The sequence below is a fragment of the Amycolatopsis sp. NPDC049688 genome, assembly GCF_040674975.1.
In the GTDB taxonomy this organism is placed as follows: Bacteria; Actinomycetota; Actinomycetes; order Mycobacteriales; family Pseudonocardiaceae; genus Amycolatopsis.
Map to the genome: position 1 here is coordinate 753,557 of NZ_JBFANY010000001.1, position 15,708 is coordinate 769,264.

The following is a 15,708-nucleotide window of genomic DNA, read 5'->3' on the forward strand; positions in this document are numbered from 1 at the left end:
TTGTCACAGCTTGCTGCGGGGCTGGTGGCGGCCGTCATGCTGCTGACGGCGTGCGGCGCCAACGACACACCGGCGGGGCAGGGCGGCACCGTCAAACCGGGCGGCACCCTCCTGCTGCTCAACGACGGGCCCTCGATCACGTGGGACCCGGCGAAGAGCTCGAACCTGGTCGTCACCACGCTCGGGCTGGTCCACCGGCGGCTGACGTCTTGGGACGTCGCGCCGGGCAAGGACACCACCATCGTGCCCGACCTGGCCACCGACACCGGCCGCCCCAGCGACGGCGGCAGGACCTGGACGTTCACCCTCAAGGACAACCTGAAGTACGCCGACGGCACGCCGATCAAGAGCGAGGACGTCAAGTGGGGCCTGGAGCGGTCGTTCGCGCCCGCGTTCTCCGGCGGCCTGGCCTACCACAAGGACCTGCTCTCGCCGGGCCTGGCGTACAAGGGCCCGTTCGAGGGCAAGGAGCTCGACACCATCCAGACGCCGGACGCGAAGACGATCGTCTTCCACCTCGCCCGCGCGTACGGCGACTTCAACTGGGTCGCCAGCACCCCGGCGTTCTCGCCGGTGCCGAAGGGCAAGGGCGCCGAGGCGAACTACGGTGACCACCCGGTCGCGTCCGGCCCGTACCAGCTGCAGAGCTACCAGCGCGGCAAGTCGGCGAAGCTGGTGCGCAACCCGAACTGGAGCCGCGACGAGGACAAGACGCGGCTGGCCTACGCCGACACCGTCGACTTCGAGCTCGGGCAGGACACCGGCGTCATCTCCAAGCGGCTGATCGACGACACCGGCAAGGACCGCGCCGCCTTCGGCATGTCGTTCGCCTCGCCGGCCCAGCTGGCCCAGATCCAGGGCAACGCGTCGGCGAAGTCCCGGCTGGTGACGTCGGAATCCGGCGCGCTGGCCTACCTTTCGCTGAACACCCAGCGCGGGAACCTGACGAACCCGAAGGTGCGCCAGGCGTTCCAGTACGCCGTCGACAAGGCCGCCTACCAGGTCGCCAGCGCGGGCAGCGCCCAGCTGGCCGGCGACGTCGCCACCACGCTGATCACGCCCGGCCTGCAGGGCCGCGAGCAGTACGACCTGTATCCGGCGCCGCCGTCCGGCGACCCGGCGAAGGCCAAGCAGCTGCTCGCCGAGGCGGGTTTGCCGAACGGGCTCGACGGCCTGGTCCTGGCCACCCACAACGAAAACGGCTTCCCGGAGAAGGCCGCGGCGATCCAGGCGTCGCTGGCGCGGGCGGGCATCAAGGTCACCATCAAGCCGCTCGACGACGACACGTACACGTCCGAAGTGGACACCAAGGGTCTCTCGGACTACGACCTGACGCTCACCTCGTGGCAGCCGGACATCCCGTCGGCCAACGCGAACATCCAGCCGCTGTTCCAGTCCACCGAAATCGGCAACGGCGGGTACAACGAGTCCCGCTACAACAATCCGGAGGTCGACCGGCTGATCGCCGACGCACAGGCCACTGTGGACCCGGCCGAGGCGGGGAAGAAGTGGGCGGCGCTGGACAAGAAGATCCTCGCCGACTCGCCGGTCGTGCCGCTGATCTACACGCGCAACTCGTTCCTGCACGGTTCGCAGGTGGGCGGCGTGCAGATCGGCCGCTTCCCGGCCTACGTCGACTACCGCAAGTTCGGGCTGCTCCAGTGACCGGGGCCGGGCTCCTGCGGCTGCACGACGTGGCGGTCTCGTTCGGCGACGTCGAAGCCGTCCGCGGGGTCGGCTACGAGGTCGGTGCGGGCGAGGTCGTCGCGGTGGTCGGGGAGTCCGGCTCCGGCAAGACGGTCACCGCGATGTCCCTGCTCGGCCTGCTCCCGCCCACGGCCCGTGTGACGGGCCGCGCGGAGCTGGCCGGGCGGGACCTCTACGCGATGACGCCGGCCGAGCTGCGGGCGGTCCGCGGCGGCGAGGTCGGCATGGTGTTCCAGGAGCCGATGAGCGCGCTGAACCCGGTGTTCACCGTCGGGGACCAGCTCGTCGAGGCCATCCGCACGCACCGGCCGCTCGCGGCGGCCGCCGCGCGGGACCGGGCGGTCGAGCTGCTCGGCCTGGTGGGGCTGCCGGACCCGCGCGAGCGGTTCCGGTCGTACCCGCACGAGCTGTCGGGCGGCCAGCTGCAGCGGGTCGTCATCGCGATGGCGGTGGCGAACGAGCCGAAGCTGCTGATCGCCGACGAGCCGACCACCGCGCTGGACGTCACCGTGCAGGCGGAGATCCTCGAGCTGCTGCGGGACCTGCGCGCGCGGCTGGGAACGGCGATCCTGCTGATCACGCACGACATGGGCGTGGTCGCCGACCTCGCCGACCGGGTGGTCGTGATGCACGACGGCCGGGTCGTCGAGCAGGGGACGGCAGCGCGGATCTTCGCCACGCCGGCCGAGGACTACACGCGGCAGCTGCTCGGCTCGGTCGTCTCGCTGAGCAGCGCGGCGACGTCCGGGCTCGAACGCGCGGTGGCCGCGGAGATCTCGGTGGGGCCGGGGCACGTGGCCGCGGCCGGGCACCCGGCGACGGCGTCGGTCCCGGACGTCCCCGCCGTGGCGCCGCTGTTGCGCGTGACGGACCTGGCGGTCACCTACCGCGGCCGGTTCCGCGCGCTGGCTGTGCACGCCGCGGCGGGGGTGAACCTGCACGTGGAGCCGGGGGAGGTGCTCGGCCTGGTCGGCGAGTCGGGCTCGGGCAAGAGCACGGTGGCCCGGGCGGTCACCGGGTTGCTCGCGCCCACGGCGGGATCCGTGCGCATCGGGGACGCGGACATCACGCGCACCCGCGGCCGGGCGGCGAAGGCCCTGCGGCGCCGGATCGGCGTGGTGTTCCAGGACCCGCTGTCGTCGCTGAACCCGCGGACGACGGTGGGCGAGAGCGTGGCGACCCCGCTGCGGCTGCACCGCGCGGTCGCGGAGTCCGAAGTGGACGGACGAGTGGCCGGTCTCCTCGACGCGGTCCAGCTGTCCCCGGCACTGGCTTCCCGTTACCCGCACGAGCTTTCGGGCGGCCAGCGGCAGCGCGCGTGCATCGCGCGGGCCCTGGCGCTGCGCCCGGACCTGCTGGTGGCCGACGAGCCGACGAGCGCGCTCGACGTGACCATCCAGGCCCGCATCCTCGACCTGTTGCGCGAGCTGCGGCACGAGTTCGGCTTCGCGTGCCTGTTCATCAGCCACGACCTGGCGGTGATCGAGCAGCTCGCGGACCGGGTCGCGGTGATGCACCGGGGGCACGTGGTCGAGCAGGGGCCGGCGAAGGAGGTGCTGACGGCCCCGGCGCACGCGTACACGCAACGGCTGCTGTCGGCGGCCCCGGTCGCGGACCCGGAGGCGCAGCACCGGCGCCGCGAAGCCTGGCGCCGGCTGCGGCAGGGCGGCACGGTGCCGGCGGAGACCGGGTAACTTTCACGCCCTGCGGACCGTCCGGGCCCCACCGGTGCGCGCCGCTCACGCCGCCGCCCCTTCCCCCGACGTCCGGGGCGTGACAGCGGCGAATGTTAGCGCTAACGTTCCACCGCGTCCTCCTCTCAGCGACGAACGGAGAACCCGGTGAACTCCTCCTTCACCCGGCGGCGACTGCTGCAAGCCGCCGGAGCCACCGCCCTTGCCTCGGCCGCCGGCCCCGTCCTCGGGGGTTCGCCCGCCCTGGCGGCCACCGATCCCGTCCGCTCGGAGATCGGGGTGGCCGCGTTCCCGTTCGACCTCGGGCAGGTGCGGCTGACCGCGAGCCGCTGGCTGGACAACCAGAACCGGACGCAGAACTACCTGCGGTTCGTCGACGTCGACCGGCTGCTGTACAACTTCCGCGCCAACCATCGGCTTTCGACCGGCGGCGCGGCCACCAACGGCGGCTGGGACGCGCCGAACTTCCCCTTCCGCAGCCACGTCCAAGGCCACTTCCTGACCGCGTGGGCGCAGCTGTGGGCCGTCGCCGGCGACACCACCTGCCGGGACAAGGCCACCTACATGGTGGCCGAGCTGGCCAAGTGCCAGGCGAACAACGGCGCCGCCGGGTTCGGGGCCGGCTACCTGTCCGGCTTCCCCGAATCCGACTTCACCGCCCTCGAGGCCGGGAACCTGTCGAACGGCAACGTGCCGTACTACTGCATCCACAAGACCATGGCCGGCCTGCTCGACGTCTGGCGCTACGCCGACAGCACCCAGGCCCGCGACGTGCTGCTGAACCTCGCCGGGTGGGTCGACCGCCGCACCGCGAGACTCAGCTACAGCCAGATGCAGTCGGTGATGAACACCGAGTTCGGCGGCATGAACGCGGTGCTGACCGACCTCTACCAGTACACCGGCGACAGCCGCTGGCTGACCGTCGCGCAGCGGTTCGACCACGCCGCCGTGTTCGACCCGCTGGCGGCGAACCGGGACCAGCTCAACGGGCTGCACGCCAACACGCAGGTCCCCAAGTGGATCGGCGCGGCCCGGGAGTACAAGGCCACCGGCACCACCCGTTACCGGGACATCGCCACCAACGCGTGGAACATCACCGTCGGCGCGCACACCTACGCCATCGGCGGCAACAGCCAGGCCGAGCACTTCCGCGCCCCGAACGCCATCGCCGCGTACCTCAACCAGGACACGTGCGAAAGCTGCAACACCTACAACATGCTCAAGCTGACCCGGGAGCTGTTCACCCTCTACCCGGACCGCGCCGACCTCGCCGAGTACTACGAGCGGGCGCTGCTCAACCAGATGATCGGCCAGCAGAACCCGGCCGACAGCCACGGGCACATCACGTACTTCAGCTCGCTCAACCCGGGCGGCCGCCGCGGCCTCGGCCCGGCGTGGGGCGGCGGCACGTGGAGCACCGACTACAACTCCTTCTGGTGCTGCCAGGGCACCGGGGTGGAAACCCAGACCAAGCTGGCCGACTCGATCTACTTCCACACCGACACGACGCTGATCGTCAACCTGTTCCTGCCGTCGGTGCTCACCTGGACCCAGCGCGGGATCACCGTCACCCAGACCACGTCCTACCCGGCGAGCGACACGACGACGCTGACGGTCACCGGGAACGCGAGCGGCAGCTGGGCCATGCGCATCCGCATCCCGAGCTGGGCCGCCGGGGCGACGATCAGCGTCAACGGCGTCGCGCAGAACGTGACCGCCACCCCCGGCAGCTACGCCACTCTCACCCGGTCCTGGACCTCCGGGGACGCGGTCACCGTCCGGCTGCCCATGAAGGCCGTCCTGCGGCCCGCCAACGACAACGCGAACATCGCGGCGGTCACCTACGGCCCGGTGGTCCTGGCCGGCAACTACGGCACCAGCACGCTCAGCGCACCGCCGTCCCTCGACCCGGCGTCGATCACGCGGACCAGCACCAGCGCGCTCCTCTTCAGCGCCAAGGCCAACGGTTCGACGGTCAACCTGGTGCCCTTCCACGACGCCCAGGGTTTCAACTACACGGTCTACTGGAACACCGGCGGCGGTTCCGGCGCGACGACGTCCCGGCTGGTCAACGTGGGCAGCGGGCTGCTGCTGGGGATCGAGAACATGTCCACCGCCGACGGCGGCCGCGCGCTGCAGTGGTCGGACAACGGGACCGCGGACCACAACTGGGAGATCGTCACCGACGGGACCGCCGTCCGGTTCCGCAACGCCAACAGCGGCAAGGTGCTCGGTGTCCGTGACATGTCGACGGCGGACAACGCCCAGGTCCTGCAGTGGTCGGACAACGGAACGGCCGACCACCGCTGGACCGTCGTCGACCAGGGCGACGGCACGGTGAAGATCCGCAACGTCAACAGCGGCAAGCTGCTGACCATCGAGAACAACTCGACCGCGGCGGGTGCGTACGCCGCGCAGGGACCCGACAGCGGCGCCGCCGCGACGCGGTGGCGGATCGTGCGCAACGGCTGACCGGCCCCGGGCCGGCCGGAGACGGCCGGCCCGGGGCTTCGCCGTACCCAGTGCCGGGCTCCGGTGCCCGGTGGCAGGTAATTTTCACGCTTTCGAAAGTTGGCCGAAACTTTTTGCGTGGCCGCGGAATGCCGTGTTGTGCTGGCCTTCCAGCCCGGAAGGAGACCACGGATGGCAGAAAGTTCCCCGGACCCGCGCCGACGGCGGCAGTGGTGGCGGTCGCCGGCCACCCGAGTGCTCGCGGGGGTGACCACCGTCGCCGCGACCGCGGCGGTGCTGGTGTCGGCGCCCGGTGCGGACGCCGCCGCGAGCACGCTCGGGGCCGCGGCCGCCCAGTCGGGCCGCTACTTCGGCACCGCGATCGCCGCGGGCCGGCTCAGCAACTCGGCCTACACCACCATCGCGGCCCGCGAGTTCAACATGGTGACGCCCGAGAACGAGATGAAGCCCGACGCGACCGAGCCCAACCAGAACCAGTTCAACTTCTCGTCCGGCGACCAGGTCTACAACTGGGCGGTCAGCCACGGCTCCCGGGTGCGCGGGCACACGCTGGCCTGGCACGCGCAGCAACCCGGCTGGATGCAGAGCATGAGCGGCAGCAACCTGCGCAACGCCATGATCAACCACATCCAGAAGGTGATGGCCCACTACCAGGGCAAACTCGCCTACTGGGACGTGGTCAACGAAGCGTTCAACGAAGACGGCAGCCGCCGGTCGTCGAACCTGCAGAGCACCGGCAACGACTGGATCGAGGTCGCGTTCCGGACCGCCCGCGCGGCCGACCCGTCGGTCAAGCTCTGCTACAACGACTACAACATCGACAACTGGAGCTACGGCAAGACCCAGGGCGTCTACCGGATGGTCCAGGACTTCAAGTCCCGCGGGGTGCCGATCGACTGCGTCGGCCTGCAGGCCCACTTCACCGGCGGGAGTTCCGTCCCGGGCAACTTCCAGCAGACGATCTCCAGCTTCGCGGCGCTCGGCGTCGACGTGGCGCTGACCGAGGTCGACGTCACGAACGCGAACACCTCGCAGTACTCGGCGCTGACCCAGGCGTGCATGAACGTCGCGCGCTGCGTCGGCATCACGGTGTGGGGCGTGCGGGACAGCGACTCGTGGCGGTCGAACGAGAGCCCGCTCCTGTTCGACGGCAACGGCAACAAGAAGGCCGCGTACAACTCGGTGTTGAACGCCCTCAACGCCGCCTCACCCGGGACGACGACGACCACGCCGACCGGGCCGACGACCACGACGACAACGCCCACCACGACACCGACGACCACGACCACCACACCAGGCGGCGGCAGCTGCACGGCCACGCTCTCGGCCGGGCAGTCGTGGGGTGACCGGTACAACCTCAACGTCTCGGTCAGCGGGTCCTCCTCGTGGACGGTCACGATGAACGTGCCCAGCCCCGAGCGGATCAGTGCCACCTGGAACGTCAACGCCACCTGGCCGAGCAGCCAGGTGCTCGTCGCGACCCCCAACGGCAACGGCAACAACTGGGGTGTCACGATCATGAGCAACGGGAACTGGAGCTGGCCCAGCGTCAGCTGCAGCACCTCCTGACCGGAATCCGGGAACGGCCCACCGGCGGACGCGCCGCCGGTGGGCCGTTCACGGCTTTTCGCGGTGGGCCATCAGGGCCAGGCGGCAGCAGAGCTGGTGCCGGTCGTCTTCGAGGGAGGCGCCGGTGAGCTGCTCCAGCTTGCGCAGCCGGTTGAGCACCGTGTTCCGGTGGCAGTAGAGCAGTTCGCCGGCGCGGGTGGCGGACCGGCCCGCGCTGAACCACGCCCGCAGGGTCGCCAGCAGGACGTGGCGTTCTTCGTCCTCGAGTTCGAGGACCCGGCCGAGCGTCCGGGCCGCGAGCCGCCGGGCCAGCCGCGGGCTGGCCGCCACCAGTGCCTCGGGCAGCCGGTCGTCGAGGACGGCGAGCCCCGGCACGTCCGGTTCCTGTGTGGACAGCGCGATTTCGGCGAGCTGGTAGGCGATGCCGATCTCGGCCAGGCCGTCGACCTCGCCGGACAGGCCGGCGCGGTGCTGCAGGTGCGGCGTCAGCGAGGCGGCCAGCCGGTCGGCGGTGACCCCGCCCAGCTCGGCCAGCCACACGACCCGGTCCCGGTACAGCGCTGCGACCACGCGCACACCGAGGGCGGCCAGGCCGGGTGCGGGCACCACGTCGTCGGCCAGGTCGCAGCCGACGAGAACCACGGCGTACCGGCCGTGGCCGGGCAGGCCCAGGCCGGCCTCGGCTTCGGCGGCCACCACCGGGTCGGCGCCCCGGCCCTCGACGAGCAGCCGGACCAGCCGCTCCCGCCGCCGGTCCGCCCGGGCCCGCAGCCGGGTCTCCCGCGACCGGTACCCCTCGACCATCGCCGTCGAGACGCGGTCGGTCGCCTGCCACAGCACCATCACGCTGTCGATGAACTCGGCCAGCTCGTCCGGTGACCGGCGGCGGGCCGCGGCCAGCAGCATCTCCCACAGCAGCTCGGTGCCCAGCCGGAACAGGTGCAGCACCGCCTCCAGGGGGACCCCCTGCTCGGCCCGGCGGCGGCCGGTGGCCAGCGGGGCCGCGCTCCAGCCGGCCCGCGTACCGAACCCCTCGCTCATCAGGACCAGCGCGCTGCGGGCGTTGTCCATGAAGGACTGCCGCATGTCCGCGGGCGCAACCCAGTCACCGCGGGCGTAGAACGTCTTTTCCTCGACCGCGCCCCGCTCGACCAGGCGGTCGGCGAACACGGGCAGCTCGGCGAGGACGGCGGCGGCCACCTCGCGGATGACTCTCCTGGGTGCGTGCGGATGCCCCGGCATCCGCCGACCATAGCCCCGCGGGCTGGGCGGGTGCCGCGGATTCCTTGTGCACGGCGCACAGGAGCCCCGGAATCGGGGCCACCTGTCAGCTGTCGGTCAGCGCCCGTGGCCAGCGTGCAAGGCGTGGCCGGCTCCGGCCGCACCCCCTATCCCGTGAGAGGTGACCCGTGAGCCCTGCCGACGACATCGAGCACACCGTGCCGGCTGATCCGGAAGGTGTCCGGCACCGACCGCCGGCGCCGGCCGACGAGATCGAAAGCAGCTACGGCCTGACGAGCCCGGGGGACGGCCCGCACGGCTGCATACCTTCGGCGACGTCGCTGCGCGAGCTGATCACCGCGAGCCGGCCATGAGACTGGCGGTGACCGGCGCGACCGGGTTCGTCGGCGGCGCGGTCTGCCGGGCCGCCACCGCGGCGGGCTGGGAAGTCACGGCGTTCGGCCGGCGTGCGGCGGCGGACGGCCGCCACCTCGGCGGCGCGGCCTACCGCCCGTGGGACATCGGGGCGGCCAAGCTGGCCGACCCGCCCGACGTCGACGCGGTGGTGCACTGCGCGGCGTCGGCGACCGGCACCGGCGTCGCGGACGAGGTGTGGCGGACGAACCTGCTCGGGACCCACCACGTGCTGGCGTCGTTCCCGGACTGCCGCATCGTCCACGTGAGCAGCGCCGGCGTGTACGACCCGTTCCGGCCGACCGTGCGCGCGAAGGAGCACGAAGGCCCGGTCAGCCGTTACCTGGACGCGTATGCGGCGGCGAAGGCGGCGGCCGAGCGCCTGGTGCTGGCGGTCGGCGACCGCCCGGTCGTCCTGCGTCCCCATGCGGTGTACGGCCCGGGGGACACGACGCTGCTGCCGCGCCTGCTGGAGAACGTGCGCGCCGGCCGGTTGCCGGTGCCGGGCACCGGCCGGGTCCTGGTCAGCATGACGGCCGTGGACGCGTTGGCCCGCGCCTGCCTGCTGGCGGCCACCGGAACGGCGGCGGGGGTGTTCAACATCGCCGACAGCGAACCGGTCCCGATCGGCTGGGCGCTGCGCGGCCTGCTGGCTTCGGCAGGTGTTCCGGCGCGGCCTTTGTATGTCCCGGCGGCGTTGGTGACACCGGTCGCGCGAGTGTTCCCCCGGGGGCGGGTGAACCGGTACGTGATCAGCCAGTTCGCGATGGAGCGAACCCTGGACATCACGGCGGCGATCGACCGCCTGGGCTATGAGCCGGAGCCGACGACGTTCCCGCCTCGACGCCTTAAGGTGTAGGCAGCGGGGTCGATCCGTGCGACCGGGAAGGTGGCTCTGGAAAAGTCCGCTCCTTGGAAGTCGATCTCCGACAAATCCGTGTTGGTGAGGTTGGCGTCGTAAAGGCGAGCTCCCCGGAAGTGGGCGCCGACAGCTCGCACACCCGCCAAGTTCGCGTGTTCGAAGTTTGCTGCCTCGAGATCGGCGTCTTCGAGGAGGGCGCCGGCGAGCCGCGCCATCGAGAGATTGGCGCGACGGAGGTTGGCGCCCCGGAGGTCCGCTCGAACCAGGAAGGCTGTCCTGAGATCCATCCGGGAGGTCGGCGCCGGGCAAATATGGCGGTCAGTTCCTGATGCGTCTGCCGCCTCACCGCCAGGAGCAAGGCGAAGATGCCGGTCGCGCCGGCCGCGCTGCCCAGACCCGCCTTGATCGCTTCCACCCGCGCGGCACCGGGATCACGAGCTTGATCCGCTTCCCCCAGCACGGCAAGCTCCGGCAGGACCAGAACCAGAGCGACCAAGCGGGGTTGATTCTCGAGGAACCTCATGCGGACTAAGTCTTACCGTGCGTCTCTCCAGCTACGACCGGGACGTCCCGGTACCGCAGAATTCCTTCCACGCCCAGCAGGAACGTCTCACAGATCGGCCCCGGGTCGGTCAGGCAGCCCGCCGCCATCGCGCCGTCGCGGAGCAACACGAAATGCCGGGCCGCCGGTTCCGGGGCCGTTTCGCCCGTGGCCGCCAGCAACTCCGTCACCGTTGTCGAGAACCACTGCCGGTGGGCCAGCACCGCCTGGTGCACCGGGTGGCCCGGGTCCGGGTACTCGGCCGCGGCGTTGAGGAACGCGCAGCCGCGGAAGCCGGGGGACCGGATTCCCTCCGCGATCGTGGCCGCCACCGCGCGGACGACGTCCGCCGGTTCGCCGCCGGCCGCCCGGGCCGCTTCCACCTGGGCGCGGATCGCCTTGTCGGCTTCGGACAGGTACGCCACCAGCAGGTCGTCCTTGCTCGGGAAGTGCCGGTACAGCGTGGCGCGGGTGACGCCGGCGTCGGCGATCACCCGGTCGATGCCGACCGAGTGCAGTCCTTCGGTGTAGAACAGCCGGCTCGCCGAGGCGAGCAGCCGGGCTCGGGCTTCGGACACGGTCCTCCTCGCGGTCACCACCCAGGTTAGCAGATAGAACGGTCGGTCTTGACGACGGCGCCGACGGACTGCCATAGTCCCTGACGAGACAGATCGTTCTATCTACCCGGAGGATTCGTGGACACCGAAATCGCGCCGACCCTGCGACGGCTCTACTTCACCCGCTTCGCCTTCGCCCTGGTCTGGGCGGCCCTGCTGTTCACGACGGCGTCGAGCCTCGGACCGGTCAGCGTCGCCCTGCTGGTGCTCTACCCGCTGTTCGACGTGGCCGCCGCGGTGATCGACGCGCGCACGTCGAAGGCGGCAACGCTGTACGTCAACGTCGTGATCAGTCTGCTCGCCGCGGCCGGTGTGGCCGTGGCCGCCGCGTCCGGGATTCCCGCCGTCCTGCGGGTGTGGGGGATCTGGGCCGTCGTGGCCGGTGCGGTCCAGCTCGTCGCCGGCGTCGCCCGGCGCGGTCTCGGCGGACAGTGGGCGATGATCCTCAGTGGCGGGATTTCCGTGCTGGCCGGGGCTTCCTTCATCTTCCAGGCCACAAAGGACGGTGCCTCGCTCGCGGCGCTGGCGGGCTACGCGACGCTGGGCGGCGTCTTCTTCCTCGTCTCCGCGCTGCGGCTGAGGACGCGAAGCGTCGCTCAGGCCGGCTGAGGGGGCGCCTGCAGGCCCGAGAACACCGCGGCGATCAGGCGCCGCCCCTGTGCGGCGCCTTCGTCGTCGTTCGCGACGCGCCACAGGAAGCTCATCAGCATGATGATGTCGGCCGGGTCGTGCCCGGGGGCGATCGTGCCCTCGGCCACGCACGCCTCGACGAGCTTCGTCACCGCCGCGGTGGTGGGGGCCCAGGCGGACTGGATCATCTCCTGGGCCGCGGCGCTGTGCAGCGCGTCACCGAGGCCGTGCTTGATGCGGATGTAGGCGGACAGCGTCTCGAACCACTCGACGAAAGCCGCCTTCGCCGACGTGTGGCGCGCCAGCACCTCGTCGGCGGTGGTGGTCAGGCGCTCGATGTCGTGCTGGTAGGCCGCGAGGATCAGGTCTTCGCGGGTGGGGAAGTGGCGGTAGAGCGTGCCCGCGCCGACGCCGGCGCGCTTGGCGACCTCGCTCAGCGGCACGAGCGGGTTCTGCGCGAACAGCTCGTGGGCCGCCTCGATGATCGCGACGCGGTTGCGCGCGGCGGCCTTGCGCTGGGTGCCGTACGTCCCGTCGGTCATGACCCGATCATGCCCCATCTTTGACGTGCGGAGAATCCTCCGCTAGTTTGGCGGTCACTCGCGGAGGATCCTCCGCGAGTTTCCGTCCTCGGGAGAATCCCATGCGTTACGTGAAGCTCGGCACCACCGGCCTGGACGTCTCGCCCATCGCGGTCGGCGCGATGAGCTACGGCGAACCCGACCGCGGCCACCCGGTGTGGTCGCTCGGCGAGGAGCAGGCGCGGCCGCTGATCAAGCACGCCCTGGACGTCGGCATCACCTTCTTCGACACCGCGAACATGTACTCGAACGGGTCCAGCGAGGAGATCCTCGGCCGCGCCCTCAAGGACTTCGCGGCGCGTGACGGGGTGGTGATCGCGACCAAGCTGCGCCACCCGATGCGTCCCGGCCCCAACGGCCGCGGCCTGTCGCGCAAGGCGGTCATGACCGAGATCGACCATTCGCTGCGCCGGCTGGGCACCGACTACATCGACCTCTACCAGATCCACCGCAACGACCACGCGACACCGCTGGAGGAGACCCTCGAGGCGCTCAGCGACCTGGTCAAGGCGGGCAAGGTGCGCTACCTCGGCGCGTCGTCCATGCCCGCCTGGGAGTTCGCGAAGGCGCTGCACCTGCAGAAGCAGCACGGGTGGGCGCGGTTCGTCTCGATGCAGGACCACTACAACCTGCTCGCCCGCGAGGAGGAACGCGAGATGATCCCGCTGTGCCTGGACGAGGGTGTCGGCACGATCGTCTGGAGCCCGCTGGCCCGCGGCCGGCTCGCCCGCGCCTGGGACGACGCGAAGGCGACGGCCCGGGCGGCGACGGACGGCGCCTTCGCCGACCTGCTCTATTCGCCCGCGGAGGAGGCGTCGAACCGCGCGATCGTCGACGCGGTCGGCCGGATCGCGGATGCCCGCGGGGTGAGCCGCGCGCAGATCGCCCTGGCGTGGCTGCACCACCAGCCGGTGGTCACCGCCCCGCTCGTCGGAGCGGGTTCGGTGCACCAGCTCGACGATGCAGTGGCCTCTTTGGACATCGTCCTGTCCGAGGCCGAGGTCCGCGAACTGGAAGCGCCGTACACGCCGCGCTACGACTTCCAGGGCGTTTCGGACGAGGCCGGCCTGGACGCGATCCGGGCCCGCATTCCCGGCATGGCCCTGAAGTAGCGTCGTCAGAAGATGATGAAGAAGACGAGCCGGCGCGCCTGCCAGGTCCAGATCCGGTAGGCGTAGTACCCGGTCGCGCCGGACAATGCCAGCGCGAGAAAGCCCTGGCCGACGAGGTCGGTGTTGAACATCGTGAACGCGGCGATGATCAGGACGATCGTCCAGAACGTCCACGTGAGCCCGTAGAACGCGCGCTTTCCCTGGCTGTAGGGGGTCGCGGGGCGGGTGTGGGCCGGCTGCTGTCCGGTGGTCATTTTGGCTCCTCGTGAGTGTTCCGGCCGTTCGAACGGATTTGTTCCCCGGCAGTCGCACGGTTGTTCGCGGTCGTTACGGCGCTGCTCTCCGGCGTCGCGGGAATGTGATGTGAAACTGGTCAGAACCATGACACTTACCGAAAGTGCTTCGTTCCCGGTAGCGGCCGTGCTCTCGCTTCCGACTGTTGTGCCATGACGCCGGATCCGGCCGGGCGGAATGATCGAATGCTTTCGGAGGGTGGAACGGAATGGAGCCTGAGTTCGCCGGGCGCTACCGGCTCGGTGCGGAACTGGCGCGAGGCAGGGGCGGAACTTTCCGGGCCGCGGTGGATCCGGACGGGCGGGAGGTCGTGTGCCGGCAGCTGCCGGCCGGCCGCTCCGACGGCCGGGCGGCGTTCGTGCGCGAGCAGTCCGTCCTCTTGGGACTCGGCCACCCGAACCTCGTGACGGTGCACGACCTCCTCACCGAGGGGGACGTGGTGACCCTCGTGCTGGATCCGGTGCACGGGGGTTCGCTGCGCGACCGGCTCGACGCCTCGGGAACGCTGCTGCCGAAGGAGATCGCGCGGATCGCCGCCGGCGTCGCCGCCGCGCTGCAGGCGGTCCACGACGTGGGCGTCGTCCACGGCGACCTGCGCCCGGAGCACGTGCTGATGGACGACTCCGGGCCCGTCCGGATTCCGAAGCTCACCGGCGCCGGGATCTTCCGCATCGTGCCGGAAGAGCCCGGGATTTCCCTGCGGGAAGCGTCGAAGTACCTCGCCCCGGAAGTCGCCGGCGGGGGCGAGCCGGCCAAGGCGGCGGACAGCTACGCCCTCGGGGTCGTGATCTACGAGCTCTACTGCGGCGTGGTGCCCTTCCCCGGCGGGTACGTCCGGCGCGCGGACGAAGAACCCGGCCGTCCGGGCGACATGCCGGATCCGCTCTGGGAAGTCGTGCGGTTGCTGCTCGCGGTGGACCCGGCGATGCGCCCGGCCGCCGGCCGGATCGGGGCGGTGCTCGAAGCGATGGTGCCGGACCTGGCCAACAGCCCGGTCGGGCCGCGGCTGGCGCGCCCGCCCCTGCCGACCTACGGGCGGCAGCAGACCACGACCGGCGCGATGCCGCCGCCGGGGATCGGAGACACGGTGTTCGAAACCCCCCTCACCGGCCCGCCGCCCGCGCGGCGGCGGAAGCGGAAGGTGGTTCCCGTCCTCGTCGTCGCGGCGCTGGCGATCGCCGGGACGATCACGGCGCTGAACCTCGGCTCCTCGTCGGCGCCACCCGCGGTGTCCCCGGTCGCCGCGCCGGCTCCTTCGACGGCTTCGGTGGCGACCTCCTCGGACGTGGCCACGACCACCACCTCGGCGGCTCCGACGGTCGCGCCCGACCTCGTCGGCAAGAAGCTGGCGGAGGCGCAGGACCTGCTGGGCAACGGCGTCCAGATCGAAACGGTGGACTCCATCGAGCAGACCGCGGCCCCGGGGACGGTGATCGGCCAGGACCCGAAGGCCGGTGCCGCACTGGCCGGGCACATCAAGCTGACCGTCGCCCGGTCCGCGGTCGAGGTCTACCTGGCGGACCTGCGGCCGGTCAACGGCAATTCCTGGTCGAACGTCAGCCAGCCCGGGAACATCGCGGGGAAGAGCTACCTCCACACCGTCTCGATGGGCGTCTCCTACTGCTCCGAAACGGGCGCGATCGAGTACAACGTGTCCAAGGGCTACCGCCGGTTCGTCGCGACGGCGGGCATGGACGACAACTCCGGGGACTCCGGGCTGAAGGTGCAGTTCGAGGTGTTCGGTGACGGCCGCAAACTGACCTCCGTCACGTTGGAGCTCGGAAAGCCGACACCCGTCGACGTCGACCTGAGCGGCGTGCTCCGGCTGCGCCTGTCCTGGCAGCTCGTCAACCCCACCTGCCGCAGCGGTGTCGGGGGTGACGCGTTCGACCTGGGTGAGGCGAAGCTGCTCGGCCTGCCGGGAGAAGCGCCGACACCGACGACGACGAGCTGACCACCGCGGTCGAGGGGCCCGGCGCATCCCGCGCCGGGCC

Annotated in this window: 14 protein-coding genes; 9 read left to right on the forward strand and 5 right to left on the reverse strand. The window is 71.2% G+C overall.

The window, feature by feature from the left end; genetic code table 11:
* Positions 1 to 36 precede the first annotated feature (36 nt).
* The 4 genes from AB0J55_RS03140 to AB0J55_RS03155 all read left to right on the forward strand — a co-directional run bounded on the left by AB0J55_RS03140 (position 37) and on the right by AB0J55_RS03155 (position 7,442).
* Positions 37 to 1,665, forward strand: a complete 1,629-nt coding sequence (locus AB0J55_RS03140) for an ABC transporter substrate-binding protein (protein ID WP_364243390.1) — start codon at positions 37 to 39, stop codon at positions 1,663 to 1,665.
* Positions 1,662 to 3,401, forward strand: coding sequence for an ABC transporter ATP-binding protein (locus AB0J55_RS03145; protein ID WP_364241992.1), 1,740 nt, complete (start codon positions 1,662 to 1,664; stop codon positions 3,399 to 3,401). Before AB0J55_RS03140 ends, AB0J55_RS03145 begins: the two co-directional genes overlap by 4 nt.
* A 147-nt stretch (positions 3,402 to 3,548) precedes the next feature.
* Complete coding sequence (locus AB0J55_RS03150; protein ID WP_364241995.1) at positions 3,549 to 5,873, forward strand: beta-L-arabinofuranosidase domain-containing protein; 2,325 nt, start codon at positions 3,549 to 3,551, stop codon at positions 5,871 to 5,873.
* 171 nt (positions 5,874 to 6,044) lie between these two features.
* The gene (locus AB0J55_RS03155) at positions 6,045 to 7,442 is read left to right on the forward strand and encodes an endo-1,4-beta-xylanase (protein ID WP_364241997.1); all 1,398 of its coding nucleotides are present in this window, start codon (positions 6,045 to 6,047) and stop codon (positions 7,440 to 7,442) included.
* Between the two features lie 48 nt (positions 7,443 to 7,490).
* On the opposite strand, the gene AB0J55_RS03160 is transcribed toward AB0J55_RS03155, so the two are convergent.
* Positions 7,491 to 8,684 carry a helix-turn-helix domain-containing protein gene (locus tag AB0J55_RS03160; RefSeq protein ID WP_364242000.1) on the reverse strand — a complete coding sequence of 398 codons (1,194 nt, stop codon included), beginning with the start codon at positions 8,682 to 8,684 and terminating at the stop codon, positions 7,491 to 7,493.
* A gap of 167 nt (positions 8,685 to 8,851) precedes the next feature.
* Between AB0J55_RS03160 and AB0J55_RS03165 the strand changes: the two genes are divergently transcribed.
* Together AB0J55_RS03165 and AB0J55_RS03170 are read left to right on the forward strand one after the other, a co-directional pair.
* Positions 8,852 to 9,037, forward strand: a complete 186-nt coding sequence (locus AB0J55_RS03165) for a hypothetical protein (protein WP_364242003.1) — start codon at positions 8,852 to 8,854, stop codon at positions 9,035 to 9,037.
* Entirely contained in the window at positions 9,034 to 9,936 is a 903-nt protein-coding gene (locus AB0J55_RS03170) for an NAD(P)-dependent oxidoreductase (protein ID WP_364242005.1), read from the forward strand. The genes AB0J55_RS03165 and AB0J55_RS03170 overlap by 4 nt, the downstream gene beginning before the upstream one ends.
* Here the strand turns inward: AB0J55_RS03170 and AB0J55_RS03175 are convergent.
* Together AB0J55_RS03175 and AB0J55_RS03180 are read right to left on the reverse strand one after the other, a co-directional pair.
* Positions 9,888 to 10,226 carry a pentapeptide repeat-containing protein gene (locus AB0J55_RS03175; protein WP_364242008.1) on the reverse strand — a complete coding sequence of 113 codons (339 nt, stop codon included), beginning with the start codon at positions 10,224 to 10,226 and terminating at the stop codon, positions 9,888 to 9,890. The two genes, AB0J55_RS03170 and AB0J55_RS03175, sit on opposite strands and share 49 nt — an antisense overlap.
* A gap of 241 nt (positions 10,227 to 10,467) precedes the next feature.
* A complete protein-coding gene (locus tag AB0J55_RS03180) occupies positions 10,468 to 11,058 on the reverse strand; it encodes a TetR/AcrR family transcriptional regulator (RefSeq protein WP_364242011.1) in 591 nt (196 codons plus the stop codon).
* 117 nt (positions 11,059 to 11,175) lie between these two features.
* On the opposite strand from AB0J55_RS03180, the gene AB0J55_RS03185 reads away from it, so the two are divergent.
* Positions 11,176 to 11,706: a hypothetical protein gene (locus AB0J55_RS03185; protein ID WP_364242013.1), complete on the forward strand. Its 531-nt coding sequence runs from the start codon at positions 11,176 to 11,178 to the stop codon at positions 11,704 to 11,706.
* Here the strand turns inward: AB0J55_RS03185 and AB0J55_RS03190 are convergent.
* Positions 11,694 to 12,269, reverse strand: coding sequence for a TetR/AcrR family transcriptional regulator (locus tag AB0J55_RS03190; RefSeq protein ID WP_364242016.1), 576 nt, complete (start codon positions 12,267 to 12,269; stop codon positions 11,694 to 11,696). The genes AB0J55_RS03185 and AB0J55_RS03190 overlap by 13 nt on opposite strands.
* 101 nt (positions 12,270 to 12,370) lie before the next feature.
* On the opposite strand from AB0J55_RS03190, the gene AB0J55_RS03195 reads away from it, so the two are divergent.
* Positions 12,371 to 13,420 carry an aldo/keto reductase gene (locus AB0J55_RS03195; RefSeq protein WP_364242019.1) on the forward strand — a complete coding sequence of 350 codons (1,050 nt, stop codon included), beginning with the start codon at positions 12,371 to 12,373 and terminating at the stop codon, positions 13,418 to 13,420.
* Positions 13,421 to 13,425: 5 nt separating this feature from the next.
* Here AB0J55_RS03195 and AB0J55_RS03200 read toward each other — a convergent pair whose 3' ends face one another.
* The gene (locus AB0J55_RS03200; RefSeq protein ID WP_364242022.1) at positions 13,426 to 13,674 is read right to left on the reverse strand and encodes a hypothetical protein; all 249 of its coding nucleotides are present in this window, start codon (positions 13,672 to 13,674) and stop codon (positions 13,426 to 13,428) included.
* A gap of 248 nt (positions 13,675 to 13,922) precedes the next feature.
* On the opposite strand from AB0J55_RS03200, the gene AB0J55_RS03205 reads away from it, so the two are divergent.
* Positions 13,923 to 15,668, forward strand: a complete 1,746-nt coding sequence (locus AB0J55_RS03205; RefSeq protein WP_364242025.1) for a protein kinase — start codon at positions 13,923 to 13,925, stop codon at positions 15,666 to 15,668.
* Positions 15,669 to 15,708: the final 40 nt, after the last annotated feature.

Bases quoted from the DNA above. Each gene is read 5' to 3' on its own strand.
- AB0J55_RS03140 (WP_364243390.1), top strand. From the start codon at position 37: ATGCTGCTGACGGCGTGCGGCGCCAACGACACACCGGCGGGGCAGGGC.
- AB0J55_RS03155 (WP_364241997.1), top strand. From the start codon at position 6,045: ATGGCAGAAAGTTCCCCGGACCCGCGCCGACGGCGGCAGTGGTGGCGG.
- AB0J55_RS03160 (WP_364242000.1), bottom strand. From the start codon at position 8,684: ATGCCGGGGCATCCGCACGCACCCAGGAGAGTCATCCGCGAGGTGGCC.
- AB0J55_RS03170 (WP_364242005.1), top strand. From the start codon at position 9,034: ATGAGACTGGCGGTGACCGGCGCGACCGGGTTCGTCGGCGGCGCGGTC.
- AB0J55_RS03175 (WP_364242008.1), bottom strand. From the start codon at position 10,226: ATGGATCTCAGGACAGCCTTCCTGGTTCGAGCGGACCTCCGGGGCGCC.
- AB0J55_RS03190 (WP_364242016.1), bottom strand. From the start codon at position 12,269: ATGACCGACGGGACGTACGGCACCCAGCGCAAGGCCGCCGCGCGCAAC.
- AB0J55_RS03195 (WP_364242019.1), top strand. From the start codon at position 12,371: ATGCGTTACGTGAAGCTCGGCACCACCGGCCTGGACGTCTCGCCCATC.
- AB0J55_RS03200 (WP_364242022.1), bottom strand. From the start codon at position 13,674: ATGACCACCGGACAGCAGCCGGCCCACACCCGCCCCGCGACCCCCTAC.
- AB0J55_RS03205 (WP_364242025.1), top strand. From the start codon at position 13,923: ATGGAGCCTGAGTTCGCCGGGCGCTACCGGCTCGGTGCGGAACTGGCG.